Origin of the sequence: Isoptericola sp. F-RaC21, assembly GCF_038593535.1 — a bacterium.
In the GTDB taxonomy this organism is placed as follows: Bacteria; Actinomycetota; Actinomycetes; order Actinomycetales; family Cellulomonadaceae; genus Isoptericola.
In genome coordinates this window covers 341,815-357,745 of record NZ_JBCFYX010000004.1, presented here as the reverse complement: position 1 = coordinate 357,745, position 15,931 = coordinate 341,815, and the positions used below count along the sequence as shown (strand labels likewise).

General features: G+C 73.6%; 17 protein-coding genes. 4 read left to right on the top strand and 13 right to left on the bottom strand.

The features are described 5' to 3' along the window. Positions 1-35 precede the first annotated feature (35 nt). Both AAG589_RS16500 and AAG589_RS16495 read left to right on the top strand, forming a co-directional pair. Positions 36-689, top strand: coding sequence for an SGNH/GDSL hydrolase family protein (locus tag AAG589_RS16500; protein ID WP_430568362.1), 654 nt, complete (start codon positions 36-38; stop codon positions 687-689). Further along, positions 686-1,351: a GntR family transcriptional regulator gene (locus tag AAG589_RS16495; protein ID WP_430568361.1), complete on the top strand. Its 666-nt coding sequence runs from the start codon at positions 686-688 to the stop codon at positions 1,349-1,351. The genes AAG589_RS16500 and AAG589_RS16495 overlap by 4 nt, the downstream gene beginning before the upstream one ends. Positions 1,352-1,387: 36 nt before the next feature. Here AAG589_RS16495 and AAG589_RS16490 read toward each other — a convergent pair whose 3' ends face one another. From AAG589_RS16490 to AAG589_RS16460, 7 genes are all read right to left on the bottom strand, one after another. After that, on the bottom strand, positions 1,388-2,674 hold the full coding sequence (locus tag AAG589_RS16490) for a family 1 glycosylhydrolase (protein WP_430568360.1): 1,287 nt from the start codon (positions 2,672-2,674) through the stop codon (positions 1,388-1,390). Continuing rightward, on the bottom strand, positions 2,671-3,516 hold the full coding sequence (locus AAG589_RS16485; RefSeq protein WP_430568359.1) for a carbohydrate ABC transporter permease: 846 nt from the start codon (positions 3,514-3,516) through the stop codon (positions 2,671-2,673). The genes AAG589_RS16490 and AAG589_RS16485 overlap by 4 nt, the downstream gene beginning before the upstream one ends. Then, positions 3,516-4,481: a carbohydrate ABC transporter permease gene (locus tag AAG589_RS16480; protein ID WP_430568358.1), complete on the bottom strand. Its 966-nt coding sequence runs from the start codon at positions 4,479-4,481 to the stop codon at positions 3,516-3,518. The genes AAG589_RS16485 and AAG589_RS16480 overlap by 1 nt, the downstream gene beginning before the upstream one ends. 61 nt (positions 4,482-4,542) lie before the next feature. Next, positions 4,543-5,796 (bottom strand): ABC transporter substrate-binding protein, encoded by a 1,254-nt coding sequence (locus tag AAG589_RS16475; protein ID WP_430568357.1) that lies wholly within the window; start codon positions 5,794-5,796, stop codon positions 4,543-4,545. 143 nt (positions 5,797-5,939) lie between these two features. Beyond that, positions 5,940-6,980 (bottom strand): LacI family DNA-binding transcriptional regulator, encoded by a 1,041-nt coding sequence (locus AAG589_RS16470; RefSeq protein ID WP_430568356.1) that lies wholly within the window; start codon positions 6,978-6,980, stop codon positions 5,940-5,942. Positions 6,981-6,998: 18 nt separating this feature from the next. Next, positions 6,999-7,604 carry a GrpB family protein gene (locus AAG589_RS16465; protein ID WP_430568355.1) on the bottom strand — a complete coding sequence of 202 codons (606 nt, stop codon included), beginning with the start codon at positions 7,602-7,604 and terminating at the stop codon, positions 6,999-7,001. Next, positions 7,601-8,152, bottom strand: a complete 552-nt coding sequence (locus AAG589_RS16460) for a GNAT family N-acetyltransferase (protein WP_430568354.1) — start codon at positions 8,150-8,152, stop codon at positions 7,601-7,603. Before AAG589_RS16460 ends, AAG589_RS16465 begins: the two co-directional genes overlap by 4 nt. A 67-nt stretch (positions 8,153-8,219) precedes the next feature. On the opposite strand from AAG589_RS16460, the gene AAG589_RS16455 reads away from it, so the two are divergent. Further along, complete coding sequence (locus AAG589_RS16455) at positions 8,220-8,921, top strand: helix-turn-helix transcriptional regulator (RefSeq protein WP_430568353.1); 702 nt, start codon at positions 8,220-8,222, stop codon at positions 8,919-8,921. Positions 8,922-9,016: 95 nt separating this feature from the next. Continuing rightward, positions 9,017-9,421 (top strand): VOC family protein, encoded by a 405-nt coding sequence (locus AAG589_RS16450; protein WP_430568352.1) that lies wholly within the window; start codon positions 9,017-9,019, stop codon positions 9,419-9,421. On the opposite strand, the gene AAG589_RS16445 is transcribed toward AAG589_RS16450, so the two are convergent. Genes AAG589_RS16445 through AAG589_RS16420 form a run of 6 tightly spaced genes read right to left on the bottom strand, consistent with a single transcriptional unit; the run spans position 9,390 to position 15,931 of the window. After that, positions 9,390-10,301: an amidohydrolase family protein gene (locus AAG589_RS16445; RefSeq protein ID WP_430568351.1), complete on the bottom strand. Its 912-nt coding sequence runs from the start codon at positions 10,299-10,301 to the stop codon at positions 9,390-9,392. The genes AAG589_RS16450 and AAG589_RS16445 overlap by 32 nt on opposite strands. Then, on the bottom strand, positions 10,288-11,325 hold the full coding sequence (locus AAG589_RS16440) for an aldo/keto reductase (protein WP_430568350.1): 1,038 nt from the start codon (positions 11,323-11,325) through the stop codon (positions 10,288-10,290). Before AAG589_RS16440 ends, AAG589_RS16445 begins: the two co-directional genes overlap by 14 nt. Beyond that, positions 11,295-12,128: an RraA family protein gene (locus AAG589_RS16435; protein WP_430568349.1), complete on the bottom strand. Its 834-nt coding sequence runs from the start codon at positions 12,126-12,128 to the stop codon at positions 11,295-11,297. The genes AAG589_RS16440 and AAG589_RS16435 overlap by 31 nt, the downstream gene beginning before the upstream one ends. Then, positions 12,125-14,074 (bottom strand): hypothetical protein, encoded by a 1,950-nt coding sequence (locus AAG589_RS16430; protein ID WP_430568348.1) that lies wholly within the window; start codon positions 14,072-14,074, stop codon positions 12,125-12,127. Before AAG589_RS16430 ends, AAG589_RS16435 begins: the two co-directional genes overlap by 4 nt. 4 nt (positions 14,075-14,078) lie before the next feature. After that, positions 14,079-15,008: a carbohydrate ABC transporter permease gene (locus AAG589_RS16425; protein WP_430568347.1), complete on the bottom strand. Its 930-nt coding sequence runs from the start codon at positions 15,006-15,008 to the stop codon at positions 14,079-14,081. Next, positions 15,008-15,931, bottom strand: a complete 924-nt coding sequence (locus tag AAG589_RS16420; protein ID WP_430568346.1) for a carbohydrate ABC transporter permease — start codon at positions 15,929-15,931, stop codon at positions 15,008-15,010. Before AAG589_RS16420 ends, AAG589_RS16425 begins: the two co-directional genes overlap by 1 nt.

Sequence of the window (15,931 nt, the reverse complement as noted above, 5' to 3'; positions counted from 1 at the left end):
ACGGTCGGACCCGTCCGCCACTCGAAGGAGAGCTCATGACCAGCAGTGCCGCCCCCGAACGCCTCGTCTTCGTCGGGGACTCCATCACCGACGCCGGCCGCGACCGCGCCGACGCTGCGTCGCTCGGCGACGGCTACGTCTCCCTCGTCGCGGCCGACCGGCCGGACGCCGTCGTGGTGAACCTGGGCATCGGCGGCAACCGCGCCGTCGACCTCGAGGAGCGGTGGGAGCGCGACGTCGTGCCGACCGCCCCCGACGTCCTCACCGTGTACGTGGGCGTCAACGACACCTGGCGCCGGTTCGATGCCGACGACCCGACCAGCGCCGAGGCGTTCGAGGCGACCTACCGGCGGCTGCTCGCTCGGGTGCCGGGCAGCCCGCGGCTCGTGCTCGTCGAGCCGTTCCTGCTGCCCGTGCGCCCCGAGCAGGAGGGCTGGCTGGAGGACCTCGACGGCAAGCGGGACGTCGTCGCACGGCTGGCCGCCGAGACCGGGGCCGCGCTGGTGCCGCTGCACCCGCTGCTGACCCGCGCGGCGCAGGACGTCGGGGCCGCGGCGCTCGCCCCGGACGGCGTGCACCCGACGCCCCCGGCGTCGCGGATCATCGCGGACGCCTGGCTCGCCGCTTCCCGCGAGGCGTCCAGCGGGGCACAAACGATTGTCGATAATGGCGTTAAGGTGCAGGGATGACGGACGCGCTCAGCTCGATCAGCGGCCTGGAGCGGGGGCTCCTGTCGGACCAGATCTACGACCTCGTGAAGTCGATGATCAAGACGTCGCAGCTCGAACCGGGGGAGCAGCTCGTCGAGTCGCAGCTCGCCCGCCGCCTCCAGGTCAGCCAGGCGCCCGTGCGCGACGCGCTCAAGCGCCTCGCCCACGAGGGGCTCGTGACGCACGTGCGCCACCAGGGCAACTTCGTGGCGCAGTACTCCGACGAGGAGGCGCAGCAGGCCAAGCAGGCGCGCGTGGCCCTCGAGGCGCTGGCCGGGCGGCTCGCGTGCGGGCAGCTCGCCCCCGAGACGCGCTCCAGCCTGGAGAAGGTCATCGACGAGATGCACGGCGCCGTCGACGCGGCCGACCTGCCCGCGTTCCGCGAGCTCGACTTCGGCTTCCACCGCGCCGTCATCGAGGCCAGCGGCAACACCTACCTGCCGCGCATGTGGGACATCATCGAGCCCAGCCTGCGGTCCATGCACCTGCTCGGCGACCCCGAGTTCACGGGCGACTGGCACCAGGTGGCCGACTGGCACCGCAGCCTGCTCGACGTCCTCGACGACGGCGACGCCGACGCCGCGTCCGCGCTCTTCGAGGCGCACGCGGCGGGCACGCTCCTGGACGAGCAGCCCGGCTGACACCGCGTCCACGGCGGGTGTCGGCCGGGCAGGGCGTCACACCGTGCGGCCGAGGTTGGCCTCGCGGTCGGTGGCGAGCTCGCGGTAGGTGTCCGCGACGGGCGTCCGCCGGCGGTCGAGCCCGCCGGCGCCGTCCTCGACCAGGTCCCACAGCCCCATGGTGAGGAGGTAGTCCTCGCGAGGGCCGGTGCCGTGGCGGTACGTCCACTCGTACATGTCGAACACCGGCCACCACGTGTAGCCGACGATCTCGTGCCCGTCGGCCCGGAGGCGGCGGATCGCCGCGACGGACTCGTGCAGCCACGCGATGCGGTCGGCCTCGGGCGCGGTCACGGAGGTCTCGGTGAGCATCACGGGCACCCCGTGCCGTCGCTCGGCCTCGGTGAGCACCTCGACGAGACCCTCGACGCCGGCGTCCTGCGCCGGGCGGGGGTCGGCGAACCCGCCGCCGTGGTGGACGCCCTCCTCGAACACCTCGGTGGAGATGCGGGGGTAGTAGTTCATCCCCATGACGTCGGGGCGCACCGCCTGCTCCGCGAACCAGGACAGCGTGGCGTCGTCGAAGCCCCCGGCGCGCAGGAGACCCACGAGCGGGTGCGCGTCGTCGACCCGGCCGGTCACCAGGTCCTCGACGAGGTGGGCCTGGTGCCGCAGGCGCTCGACCTGCGCGCGGTGCTCGCCCGTGACGTCCCCCGCGTACCGCATGGAGGCGTCCACGTGCAGGAACGTGGCGCGGGGGCCGAGCGTCTCGGCGATCCCCTGCTGGGTGCGCACGAAGCCCTCGGCCAGGGCCCCGACCATCGTGGTCAGGCCCCGGTCGCCGGTGAGGTACGGAGGCCAGTACCCGTACGCGCCGCTGAACAGCGCGTGGATCATGGGCTCGTTGACGGGCGTGTAGTCGGTCACCCGGTCGCCGTACCGCTCGGCGAACGCCACCGCGTACTCGGCGACGACCTTCGGGTAGTCGGGGTGGGCGAACTGTCCCTCCAGCCACAGCGGCGTGCCGTAGTGGAGCAGGTCGATCACCGGGCGCAGCCCGAGCTCGCCGAAGCGGTCGACGACACGGTCCACCCACGACCAGTCCCACTCGCCCGGCGCGGGGGCGACCCGATACCACGGCACGCCCCAGCGCAGGAAGGTCGCTCCGGCGTCGACGGCCAGCCCGAGGTCCTCGTGGAACCGGCCGTAGTGGTCCGTGAGCTCGTACTCGTCGATCGCCCGCTCGCCCGGCCGGGTCTGCGGCACGAAGGTGTCCTCGATGCCGAGGCCGAAGTGCAGGGCGCCGTCCTCGTACCAGCGCGGGGCGCGCGCGGGGCCCGTCACTTGAGCCCCGTCGTGGCGATGGACTCGATGAACTTGCGCTGCACCAGCATGAAGGCGAGCACGAGCGGGACGACGGCGACGAGGGCCCCCGCCATCATGACGCCGTAGGGCACGATGCCCCCGGGGCCGGTGAGCAGGGTCAGTCCAGAGGTGATGGTGCTCATCTCCTGTTCGGTGGTGAAGACCAGCGGCCAGAGCAGGTCGTTCCAGTTGTTGACGAAGACGAAGATCGCCAGGGTCATGAGGGCGGGCCGGGCGTTGGGCAGCACGACCTGCCAGAAGACCCGCAGCTCCGAGGCACCGTCGATGCGTGCCGCGTTGTCGACGTCGCGGGGCAGCGACAGGAAGAACTGGCGCAGGAAGAAGATGCCGAAGGCGTCGGCGGCGCGCGGCGCGATCATCCCGGTGAACGTGTTGACCCAGCCCAGGTCGCTGACGATCTGGTAGACGGGGATGAGCGTGGCCTGGAAGGGGATCATCAGCGTCGCGACGATGCCCACCAGGAGCACCTTGCGCCCGGCGAAGTCGATGCGGGCCAGCGCGTAGGCGGCCAGCGAGTCGAAGACCAGGGCGAACAGGGTCACCCCGCCGGCGAACACGAAGCTGTTGGCGATCAGGCGCGCGAACGGCAGGTCGGAGAAGATCCGGTCGAAGTTCTCCGTCGTCCACGCCTGCGGCAGCAGGGTGGGCGGGAAGGCGTTGACCTCGGCCGACGGCTTGAACGCCGTGAACAGCACGATGAACAGCGGCAGCAGCACGACCAGCGTGGCGACCCCGACGCCGGCGGTGAGCAGCACGGTGGACGGGCGGACCCGGCGTCGGCGGGTGGTGGCGACGGACATCAGGACTCCTCCTCGCGGCGCCCGAAGAACACGAACTGGACGATGCTCAGCAGCAGCGTCGCGATGAGCAGCACGTACGAGAGGGCGGACGCGAAGCCGAGCTCGAGCTGTCGGAAGCCCGACTCGTAGATCTCCATGACCACGGTCTGGGTGCTGCCGTACGGGCCGCCGCCGGTCATCACGTAGATCTGGTCGAAGGCCTGGAGCGCGGCGATCATCGCGAAGATCAGCACGAACGCCGTCGTGTTCGAGAGCATCGGCAGCGTGATGTGGCGGAAGCGGGACCAGGGGCCGGCGCCGTCCATCTTCGCGGCCTCGTAGAGGGAGCCGGGGATGTCCTGCAGGCCGGCCAGGAAGATCACCATGTAGAAGCCGAAGTTCTTCCACACCGCCACGAGGGCGACCGCGGGCATCGCGAGCGTCGGGTCCTGGAGCACGTTGCCCAGGTCGATCCCGATGCCGCGCAGCCAGTAGTGCAGCAGCCCCACCTGCGGGTCGATGAGGTACGACCAGGCCAGCGCGGCGACGGCGAGCGAGATGATGAACGGCAGGAACAGCGCCGTGCGGAAGAGGCCGCGGAACGGCAGCCGCGGGTCGTTCAGCAGCAGGGCGAGCGCGAGCGCCACCACGACGGCGGTGGGGGTGAACAGCACCGCGTACACGACGGTGTTGACCACGGCGTCGCGGATGTCGGCGTCCGTGAAGATCCGGGCGTAGTTGTCCCAGCCCACCCACTCGGCCTGCCCGAAGCCGCTGGCGTCGGTGAACGACATCTGCAGCGCCGAGACCATGGGCCAGACGACGAACACGCCCAGGACGACGAGCGCGGGGGCGAGGAAGCCGAACGCGATGCGGGTGCTGCGCCCGCGGGAGCTCCGGCCTCGCGGTGCCGGCCTGCGCCCGCCCAGCGGGGCGGGCGCCCGGAAGTCCCGGCGGCGGGGGCCTGCGGCCTGCGCGGTGCTCATGAGGGGTGCCTCTCGGACGTCGGGCGGGTGATCGGCCAGGTGCGGGCGGTCGTGCGGGCGGTCATTCGTCCAGCTCCACCTGGATCTCGCGCTGCGCCTCGGCCAGCAGGCCGTCGACCGGCTGCCCGGCCATGGCGCGCTGGGTGAGCTTGTCGACCTCCTCGAGCACGTCGGCGTTGTTCACCACGCCGGGCAGCAGCGGGCGCGCGAGGGGCGCCTGCGTGGTGAGCGCGGCGACGACGGGGTTCGACGCGACCTCGTCGGGCCCGACGTCGGTGCGCAGCGGCGGCCACCCCGAGCCCAGCGACCACGTCACCGCCTGCTCGTGGGCGAGGAAGTAGGAGAAGAACTCCTGGGCCGCCGCGCGCTGCTCGTCGTCGGCCTGCACGGTGAGGGCCATCGCGACGCCGATCGCCGAGGCCGCCTGCTCGTCCGGGCCTGCCGGGACGGGGGCGATGCCGTAGTCCACGTCGTTCTCCTCGGCGACGGAGGCCATCCACGGGCCGCCGACGTACATCCCGACGCGGCCGCTGGCGAACAGGCTGTCGCCCTTGACGCCGTCCAGGCCGGTGGGGCTGATCGAGTCCGCGGCGATCGCGTCGTGCCAGAACCGGAGGGTCTCGGCGTTCTGTGGCGAGTCGATCACCGCCGTGCCGTCCTCGACGATGTCGCCGCCGTTGCCGTAGAAGAGCGTGGGCCACACGCCGTTGCCCACCGTGGCGTGGTCGGCCAGGGCGAGGCCGTACTGCTCGGGCGTGCCGTCCCCGTCGGAGTCCACCGTGAGCTTCTTCGCCGCGGCCACCCACTCGTCCCAGGTGCGGGGCACCTCGACCCCGGCCTCGGCGAAGAGCGTCTTGTTGTAGAACATGGTCAGCGGCACGAACCCGGTGGGCACGCCGTAGGTGCCGTCGCCCGTGGTGACCATGTCGAGGGCACCGGGCTGGACGTCGGCCGTCGCCGGCTCGTCGGCGTAGAAGTCGTCGAGGTTCACCAGAGCGCGCCGGTCCGCGTACACGGGCAGCCGCTCGGCCGGCATCGCGACGATCTCCGGCCCGCTGCCCGCCGACAGCGCCGGCAGCACGGTGTCGTCGATGACGTCCCACGGGTTGACCTCGGTGGAGACGACGACGTCGTCCTGGGAGGCGTTGAAGTCCTCGACGAGCTGGTTCAGCACGTCACCGTCCGACTCGGTGTACCCGTGCCAGAAGGTCAGGTGGACACGGCCGTCGGACGTCTCGGGGTCGGCGGCCGAGCAGCCTGCCAGGACGAGGGCCAGGCAGAGCGGGGCGGCCAGGAACGCGGCGGTGCGCTTCATCGTGCGGGTCCCTCCGTGGTCAATACAACGTTGCAAGACAACGTTGTAAGTGGATCATGCGTGGCGGACCTCGAGCGTGTCAACCCCGTGGACCGGGTCCGTCCTGGCCGAGCCCGGCCGAGCCCGGGCGGGCGTGCGCCGGCTCAGAGCCGGGTGGACTCCCGCGCGACCAGGCGGAACTCCGGCGCGACCACGCGGGGCTCGGCGCCGGGGCCGGTCCCCTCCGAGATCCGTTCGCCGAGGAGCTGCACCGCGAGGCGGGCCACCTCGTGCCGGCCCGGCTCGACCGTGGTCAGGCTCGGATAGCTGAAGCGACCGTCCGGGACGTCGTCGAACCCGACGAGGGCGACGTCGGCCGGCACCGACAGCCCGCGCTCCTGCAGCGAGCGCAGGGCGCCCAGCGCCAGGTCGTCGTTCATCGCGAAGACGGCGTCCGGTCGCAGCCCCGCGTCCAGCGCCCGCGCCATCGCCTCGGCGCCGCTCGGCCGGTCCCAGGTCTCGACCGGGATCACGAGCTCGTCGTCGAGCGTGACGCCCGCGCCGTGGAGGGCTGCCGCGTATCCCGCGTGCCGCAGCCCGGCGACGCTCGACGTCTCGTCGGCATGGGCGCCGAGCAGCACGACGCGTCTGCGGCCCAGCCCGAGCAGGTGCTCGGTGGCGGCGCGCGCGGCGGCCTCGTGCTGCATCGTCACGTGGTCGACGGGCCCCGGGAACAGACGCTCGCCGAGCACCACCAGGGGTGACGACGGTGTCCAGGTCGGGGGCACGTCCTCGTGGGTCAGGCCGAGCGGGGCGAGCAGCAGCCCGTCGGTGAGCGCCAGCCGGGGGTTGCGCAGCACCTCGAGCTCACGGTCGCGGTCGCCCCCCGTCTGCTCGACGAGGACCACGAGCCCCTGCTCGGCGGCCACCCGGATCACCTCGTCGGCGAGCTGGGCGAAGAAGGCCTGGCTGAGCTCCGGCACGGCGAGGGCGATCACCCCGCTGCGGCCGAGCCGCAGGTTGCGGGCGGTCAGGTTGGGTCGGTAGCCGAGCTCCTCCACGGCGGCGAGCACCTTCGCGCGGGTCGTGTCGCGCACCTGCGGATGGTCGTTGAGCACGTTCGAGACGGTCTTGAAGGAGACGCCCGCCGCGCGCGCGACGTCGTGCAGCGTGGGTGCGGACCGGTCGTCCCGACGTGGCGCCATACGTCGGAGGTTACAACGTTAAACGTTCGGGTTCCGAGCGCTGCTCGCTCGCGCCGGCCGCCAGCCCGTGGCGGCGGCCCACGCCTCCGCCCGGGCGGTGATCTCCGCGATGAGCGGGCCCTTCGCGTCGGCGTAGTCGTTCATGCTCGGCCAGTCGCGGGCCGCGAGCTCGCGCTTGAGCGCGGCGTAGGCGGCGCGGTCGGTGACGTCGTGCCGGAGCCGGTCGCGGAACAGCAGGTGGCTCCGCTCCCAGTCGCTGCCCGCGGCGCACACGTGGACGTGCACGTCGCGCTCGGCCGTGCGGACCAGCCGGTGGCCGGGCTCGCGCACGCGCAGCTCGTAGCCCGCCGCGAGGAGCGCGGGCAGGTAGGCGTCCTCGTCCTCGACGTCGGGCACGCTGACGTCGATGTCGACGATCGGCTTCGCGGCGAGCCCCGGCACCGACGTCGAGCCCACGTGGTCCACCCGCACCGCGACGGGCCCGAGCGCTCTCACGATGCGCTCGCGCTCCCGCTCGAACCGCGCCGGCCACGCGGGGTCCGGCTCGACGATCACGATGTCGCGCTTCTCGATCCCTCCGAACAGCTCGGCGCCGCCGACCCGCTCGACGGCGTCGTCGCTCATGCCTGCGCCTCCCACTCCGGCGCGAGGACCGACCAGACCTCGATGTCCTGCCGCACCCCGCGGTGCTCGTGGTGCTCGCGCAGCACGCCGTCGCGGCACATCCCGAGCCGGCGGGCGACCGCGATGCTCGCCGTGTTGCCCGACGCCGCGCACCACTCGACGCGGTGGATGCCGCGCTCGCGGACCGCCCAGTCCACGATGACGCGCGCCGCGCGGGTCACCAGCCCGCGGCCCGCGGCCGCCGGCTCGAGCCAGCAGCCCGCCTCCGCCGTCCCCTGCGCGACGTCCATCGTGCGGAACAGGACGCCGCCCACGAGCGTGCCGTCCAACCAGATGCCGTACAGGCGCCCGGTGTCGGTCGCGGCCTTCTGCGCGTACGACTCGAGGAACGACCGGCTCGAGGCCAGGTCCGTGATCCGGTCGGGCAGCCCGATGAACCGCCCGACGAACTCCCGGCCCCGGTCGATCGTCGCGAGCAGCTCCTCCGCGTGCCACGGCTCCAGCGGCCGCAGCTCGGCACCGTCGTCGCCCAGCGACCTCGCGAACATCGTTCCTCCCGTGGTCGGCCGACCCGGACGTCGGCGCCCCGGGGATCCTCCCACGTAGGGTCGACGCGTGAACCGGACGGACCGGCTGTACGCGATCGTCGAGGAGCTGCGGGCGGTCGCCCCGCGCCCGCGGAGCGCGACGTGGCTGGCCGGCCGGTTCGAGGTGAGCCGACGCACGGTCGAGCGGGACATCAGCGCGCTGCAGCAGGCGGGCGTGCCCGTCTGGGCCGAGCCGGGCAGGACCGGGGGCTACTGCCTCGACCGCGCCCGCACGCTGCCCCCGGTGAACTTCAGTCCCGGCGAGGCGGTGGCCGTCGCCGTCGGGCTCGGTGGCCTGGCGGGGACGCCGTTCGCGGGCGACGGGTCGGCCGCGCTGCGCAAGATCCTCGCGGCGATGCGCGACGACGACGCGGTCGCCGCGCACGACCTGGCCGCCCGCGTGCACCTGCTGGGGGCGCCGGCCGACGGCCCGCCGATCCCCGGCGTCCTCGCCGACGCGATCTCCGCCCGTCGCGTGCTCCGGCTGCGGTACACCGACCGCGAGGGTGTCCCGTCCACCCGCGACGTCGAGCCGCTCGGGTTCGTCGGGTCGTCCACCGGGTGGTACCTGCTGGCGTGGTGCCGGCTGCGCGACGGGATCCGGGCCTTCCGCCTCGACCGGGTCGACCGGGTCACGGCCACCGCGGAGCGGGCGCCGAGACGCGTCGTGCGGCCCGAGGACATCCAGGTGCCGGACGGGGACCTGAGGACGCTGACGCTGCTCGGGTGAGGTCCGTCGGAAACACCGACACCGGGGTGTCGCGGAGGCGCCGGACGCTGGTCGGGTGCCGCGGAGAGCCCGCGGCCACGACCGGTGGGAGCCCCATGAGCCACGACCCGATCCTCGCCTCCGTCCGCCTCATCACCGACGACGTCGGCCGGCTGACCGCCTTCTACGAGCGGCTCACCGGCGTCCTCGCCGACCGCCCGTCGCCGGAGTTCGCCGAGGTGCGCACGCCGCGCGGCACCCTCGCCATCGGCAGCACCCGCACCGTGGGGCTGTTCGGCCCGGGGGCGGCGGAGCCCGGAAGCAACCGCACCGCCATCGTGGAGTTCCGCGTCGAGGACGTGGACGCGGTGCACGCCGGGCTGGACGACACGGTCGAGGTGGTCACCCCGCCGACCACCATGCCGTGGGGCAACCGGTCGCTGCTGGTGCGCGACCCGGACGGGACGCTGGTGAACTGCTTCACCCCCGTCAGCCCCGAGGCGCTGGCGAGGTTCGCGTAGCGGCGCCGTAGAGCCGCTCGGCCGTCCCGGACCAGACCGCCGCCGCGGCGCCGTCGTCGAGCGGGGGGAGCGCGGCCGCGGTGCGCCCGACGATCTCCGCATACGGCGCGACCCGCGCGGACATCGGCCAGTCGCTGCCGAACAGCAGGCGCTCCGGCCCGAGCAGGTCGACGGCGGCACGGGCCGCCGCGGCGACGCGTCCGGCGTCGTCCCGCGAGGTCGTGAACAGGCCGGAGAGCTTCGCGTGGGCGCGGCGGCGGGCCGCGACGGCGGCGAGGGCATCGCGCCAGGAGGCGTCCGGCTCGCCCGTGCCGAGGCCGAGGTGGCACACGACGACGTCGAGGGTCGGGTGCCGGGCGGCGAGCGCGGCGACGGCGGCGAGCTGCTCGGGGCGCACCAGCGTCTCGAGCACGCGACCGGTCGCGGCCAGCCCCTCGCAGAGCGCGTCGAGCCCCGCGACGTCGGACAGGTCCGCCGCGCCGCCCGGAACGGCGAGCCGGACGCCGGCGACACCCGGCGCCGTCGCGCCGTCGTCGATCACCGCCTGCGCCATGCCGGCCCAGGCGTCGGGCTCGGTGGGGCGGGCGTCGTACTGGAGCACGACCGGCCCGGGCAGCGGCACGTGGGCGGCGGACTGCCGGAGGAGCCAGCGCGACTCGCCCTCGGTGTCCGCGGCCTGCACCGCGACGGCGGCACGGACGGGGACGGGCGACGTCGCGACGGCGCGCGCCAGGTCGCCCGGCCCCACGCGCGGCGGCAGGCCGAGGTCGTCCCGGAACCAGGAGATCCGCATCGCCGCCGTGTCCCACAGGTGCACGTGCCCGTCCACGACCCCGCCCGTCCCGCCGAACAGGCGGTTGACACCGTTATGCGACGCCATCGGCCGCGATAACGGTGTCAACCGCCTGTTCGGCAGCGGCGGCGATGTCGTCGAGCTCCGTCCACAGGTGGTCGGGGACGACGGCGTCGGCGGCGTCGGCGAAGACGTCCACCTCGGCGAGGGTGCGCGCCCCGACGACGACGGCCTCGACGCCCGGCACGCGCAGCGGCCAGCGGGCGGCCGCCGTGGCCAGCGTGACGCCGGCCGCCTCGCACGCCGCCGCCATGCGCAGGGCCGTGTCAACCTGCTCCGGCGACGCCGGGTGGTAGTCGAAGAACGGCGCGGCCACCGGGTCCGCGAGGACGCCGGAGTTGTAGACGCCGGCGCCGATCACCCCGACGCCGCGCTCGCGGGCGGCGGGGAGCAGGTCGTCCAGGGCGGTGCGGTCCAGCAGGGTGACGCGTCCGGCGGGCATGACGACGTCCAGCGCGCCGGCGCTCTCGCGCACCAGCCGGGCGACCGGCGCGCTCCGCCCCATCCCGACGCCCACGGCACGCACGACACCCTGGTCGCGCAGCTCGAGCAGGGCAGGGACGGCGCCGCGCAGCGCCTCGTCGACGTCGGCGGGGTCGTGCAGGTAGAGCAGGTCGACGCGGTCCGTGCCGAGCCGGGCGAGGCTGCCCTCGAGCGACCGCAGCACGCCGTCGCGGCTGAGGTCGCCGACGGTCGTGCCGCCCGGCCCGCCGGTGCCGCCCACGGGCACGGGCGCGCCGGCGGCGTCCACGATCACGCGGCCCACCTTGGTGGCGATCGCCACCGAGTCCCGCTCCACGCCGGCCAGCGCGCGGCCGAGCCGCAGCTCGCTGACACCCTCGCCGTAGTGCGGGGCCGTGTCGAAGAACCGGATCCCGCGCTCCAGCGCGCGGCCGACCGTCGCCTCGGCGTCGCCGTCCGCGACCGGCGTGAACAGGTTGCCGATCGGCGCGCAGCCGAGGCCGAACGACGACGCGGCGACGCTGGTCGTGGCGACCCCGGGAGCGTCGCCCCGGTCGGTCAGCGGGCGGAGCCCTGCGCGGAACGCCATGCCTCGAACTCCCCTCGCGTGTCGGGCGTGAGCGGGTAGTAGTCGCTGAGGCGGGCACCCTCGTCGAGCCGGAGGCGGCTGAAGACCTCCCACTCCTCGTGGTCCTGCGCGGACGCCACCACCTGATCGGCCATCGCGCGCGGCACGATGACGGGACCGTCGTCGTCCGCCACCACGAGGTCGCCCGGCATGCACAGCACGCCGCCGACGGCGACGGGCACGTCGTACGCCCACGGGAACAGCTCGGACTGCGAGGCGTAGTGCGGCGTCACGCCGGTGGACCACACGGGCAGGCCGAGGTCGCGGATCTTGCCCGAGTCGCGGATGCGGCCGTCGACGACCATCCCCGCGCCGCCCTGGCGCTGGAAATAGCGGGCGAGGATGTCGCCCACGCAGCCGGAGAAGCGGCTGCCGTACGCCTGGACCACCAGCACGTCGCCGGGCTGCACCGCCTCGAGCACGTGCCACAGCGCCGTGTGCCGCTCCACGTACTCCTGCTCGTCGCCGGCGGCCAGGTCCTCGCGCTGCGGCATGAACTGCAGGGTGAGCGCGGAGCCCACCACCCGGTAGCCCGGCTTGAGCGGCCGGGGGCCCTCGACGAACGAGTGCCGGATGCCGAGGCCGTGCAGCTTGGCGCAGGCCGTCGCCGACGACACCCGGCCGAGCCGCTCGAGCGCCTCCGCGTCGGCCCGCTCGTACGCCGCGCCGCGCACGGGGAGCGTGATCGCGGGGCGCACGAGCCCCGCGGCGGGGTCGACGGGCATGGTGTCGGCGGGCGACCCGTCGGTGAGGGCGTCGGTCATGGTCGGGCTCCTTCGTGGTGCTGATGGCGCGGTGCGGTGCCGGCGGGGGCGGTGAGCAGCACGACGTCGGCGCGGTGCGACGGCGGCAGCTCGACGAGCAGGTCGGGGGCGTCCAGGGGGACGGTCGCGACGGTCCGCGTCCCGGCGCGGCCGGCGGACGCGGTGGACGGGCCGGGCCACGCGCCGCCGTCCTCGCCGTGCGTGACCACTCCCGTCAGCCGCTCCTCGCCGAACCGCGAGGGCCGCACGCGCACGCGCCGGGCGTGCGCGGCCGAGAGGTTGACGAGGCTGAGCTCGACGCGGCCGCCGCCGTCCGCGTCGCGGTCGAGGCCGGAGACGAGGGCCGCGACGTCGGGCGGCAGGCCGGGACGGTGCCGGTCGGCGTCGGTGTACGCGACGGCGGCGAACGGCAGGCCGCCGTTGTACAGGGTCTGCGGCGTGCCGGTGACCAGCTGGCCCAGCACCTCCGTGACGACCGGGTTGGCGCGCTGCCAGAAGTGCAGGTGCACCGTGGCAGGGTCCACGGGCTCGGCGTCCATCAGCGCGACGCGGCGGGCGAGCTGGCCCAGCGCCATCGACAGCGCGCGCTCGGGGTAGTCCGGCAGCGAGCCGTCGAGGAACGCGAGCCACGGGCCCTCGTGCCCCGCCTCGACCTTGTCGCGGAACGGCCGCACCTCGTCGGAGCCGGGGACGCCGTCGAGCACCCGATCGAGGCGCTTGCGGTCGGCGTCGTCGCGCGTCCACCACCACAGCCAGGTGGGCAGGTCGAGCTGGAGCGGGCCGTAGTCGAACCAGCCGTCGGCGCCGAACCGGTAGGGGACGAGCGTGGCGGGCTCGGCCGCGTGCGGGCCGAGCCGCTCCAGCCAGCTGCCGCGCAGGCTGAACGGCGTCTCCGTGACGGGAGCCGTGATCGCGTGGTCGAGCGCCGTGTCGAGCATGGTGCGCACGAGGTCGAGCGCTGCGTCGTCCCGGGCGCCCGTCGCGCCCGACACGAACGACGCGTTGATCGCGCCGATCAGCGTGCTCATGCCCACCGAGTGCAGGCCGTGCGGCCACGTCCACCCGTAGTGGCCGCCGTACCAGGCGCCGTCGTGCAGGCCGCCGACCGTGCCGTCGGGCGCGACGTTGTCGGGCATGAGCCCGCCTGCCGCCGCCGCCCGCTCGCGCCAGCCGTCGACGTACCGTTCCACCCACGCGGCGGACGCGGCGTCGCCGTCGTACAGCCAGCGGTTGGTGACCAGGGACGTCGCGGCGAGGTTGACCGCCGTGTCGCCGGCTGCGCGGCGCTGCAGCTCGTCGCCCATGAGCTGCGCGTGGGCCGGGTCCTCGAGGTCGGACCACCGCGTGATGCCCGGCAGCCCGTGCAGCGGCAGGCCGTAGGCCTCCATGTAGTCGAGCGACGCGGGGTAGGTGAGCCACTCGGTGCCGAGCCCCGGCAGCGGCCCCCGCGCCCCGTTGTGCGGCGCGGTGATGATGTTGCGCGCGGGGTCGTAGTTGCCGTGCGCGGGGTCGGTGTACAGCGCGGCGAACCGGAGGGCGCGCTCCGCGAACCGCTCGTCGCCCGGGTCGGCCGCGCACAGCCCGTAGAAGAACAGCAGCGACTCGCCCTGGTGGAACCAGTCGTACCCGTTCTCGTACTCGCCGGTGAGCATCCCGGCCTCGGTGAGCTGCGCCGTCACGCCCTCGAAGTGGTGCTTCGCGGCGGCGAGGACGTCGTCGCTGCCGCCCAGCGCGTAGAACGCCGGCCAGTTGAAGAACGGCTCGTAGAGGTCGTCCACGCCGTCGCGGTGCTCGAAGCCGCCCGCGTGCAGGATGCGGCCGTCGGGCCCGGTGTAGCGCGCCGCGAACAGCCGCCAGGCCTCCTCGGTCGCGTCGAACAGGCGCCGCTCGAGCACGGCCCAGGCGGGCACCTCGTGCAGCGGCGTCGTGGGGATGCGCACGGTCATGTCCTCAGCCCTTCGTCGCCCCGGCGACCAGGCCGCCGATGATGTGCCGCTGCATGAGGACGAAGAACAGGATGGCCGGGCTCACGGCCAGCAGCAGCGTGGGGAACACGGTGGTGTAGTCGGTGGAGAACTCGCCCACGGCCGCGTACACGCCCGTCGTCACGGTGTAGATGCCGGAGCTCGGGCCCAGGATGATCTGCGGGCTGACGAAGTCGTTCCACACGCTGATGGAGTTCAGGACGACGATCGTCGCGACCACCGGCTTCATGATCGGGAAGACGCACGACCAGAACGCGCGGATCTTGCCCGCGCCGTCCAGGGCCGCGGCCTCGTCGATGTCGCGCGGCACGGTGCGCAGGTAGGCGGAGAACAGGAAGATCGTCACCGGCAGGGTCGCCGCCGTCTCGAACAGGATGAAGCCGGGCATCGTGTTGATCAGGCCCAGCACCCGCAGCACGAACACCACGGGGATGAGGGTCACCTGGCCGGGGATGAACAGGCCGCAGACGAACAGCAGCAGCAGCCCCAGGTGCCACTTCGAGCGGCCGCGCGCGATGACGTAGGCGACGGGCGCGGCGAGCGCGATGCCGCACACGTTGACCAGCGCGACGAACAGCAGCGTGACGCCGTAGGCCTTCACCACGTTGAACTTCTCGCTGGTGAGCGCGGCCTGCAGGTACTCCAGGCTGAACGTGTCGGGGGTGATCGCCAGGGGCGAGGAGATGATCGCGTCCTGCGGCTTGAACGCGTTGATCACCATGATGTAGAGCGGCACGAGCATGACCAGCGCGCCGAGGCCCAGCACCACCCACTTGAGGATCGTGCCCACGCTCGGGGCGGGCCGTCGTCGGGACCGCGTCGCCGGTCGCGGCGCGGTCGGCGCCGGGGCCGCCGGCGAGGCGGCCGGGGTCGTCGGGTGCGTCGTCGTCGCCATCAGTCGGCCACCTTCTTCTCCGCGCCGCGCCGGGCGAACGTCACCGCGAGGCCCAGCACGGCCGTGACGAGCAGCAGGATCACGGACTGCGCGGCGCCGAAGCCGAGCTCGGAGTTCGCGAACGAGTCCCGCAGCACCTGGTACACGATCGTCTGGGTCGACCCGGCGGGCCCGCCGTCGGTGAGGGCCAGCACGATGTCGTAGACCTTGAGCAGCCCCACCAGCGTGAGCACGAGGTTCACCGTGAACACGGGGGCGATGAGCGGCAGCGTCACGTTGCGGAACTGCTGCCACTTCGAGGCGCCGTCCACGGTCGCGGCCTCGAAGTACTCGGCGGGCACCGACTTGATGCCCGCGAGGAACAGGATCATGTTGAAGCCGAAGTGCGACCACACGATGGTGAGGATCACGCTGGCCTTCGCGAACCCGACCTCGGTGAGGAACGGCACGGGCCCGAGGCCCACGTGCCCCAGCAGGCCGTTCACCGCGCCCTCCGGGGAGAGCATCGCCGACCAGAGGAACCCGATGATCAGCGCGCTGATGATGTACGGGTAGAAGAAGATCGTGCGCAGCAGCGTGTTCGCGCGGCTGTTGCCGGCGATGAGGGCCGCGATGAAGAGCCCCACCCCGTTGCACAGGACCGTGCCGCAGAACGCGACGACGGCGGTGAAGATCGCCGCGTCGACGGTGCGCGGGTTGCGGAACGCCTCCGCGTAGTTGTCGAAGCCGATGAAGGTGAAGTTCAGGCTGTAGCCGTTCCAGTCGGTCAGGCTCAGCACGAACGCCAGGAACATCGGCACGATGAACATCGCCAGGAAGACGAGGACGGCGGGGCCGCCCATGACGATGCCGGGCAGTCGGTCGCGCCACACGCGCGCCGCCGGACGGCGGCGCGCGGTGGCGGGGGAGAGCGTGGCAGCCAT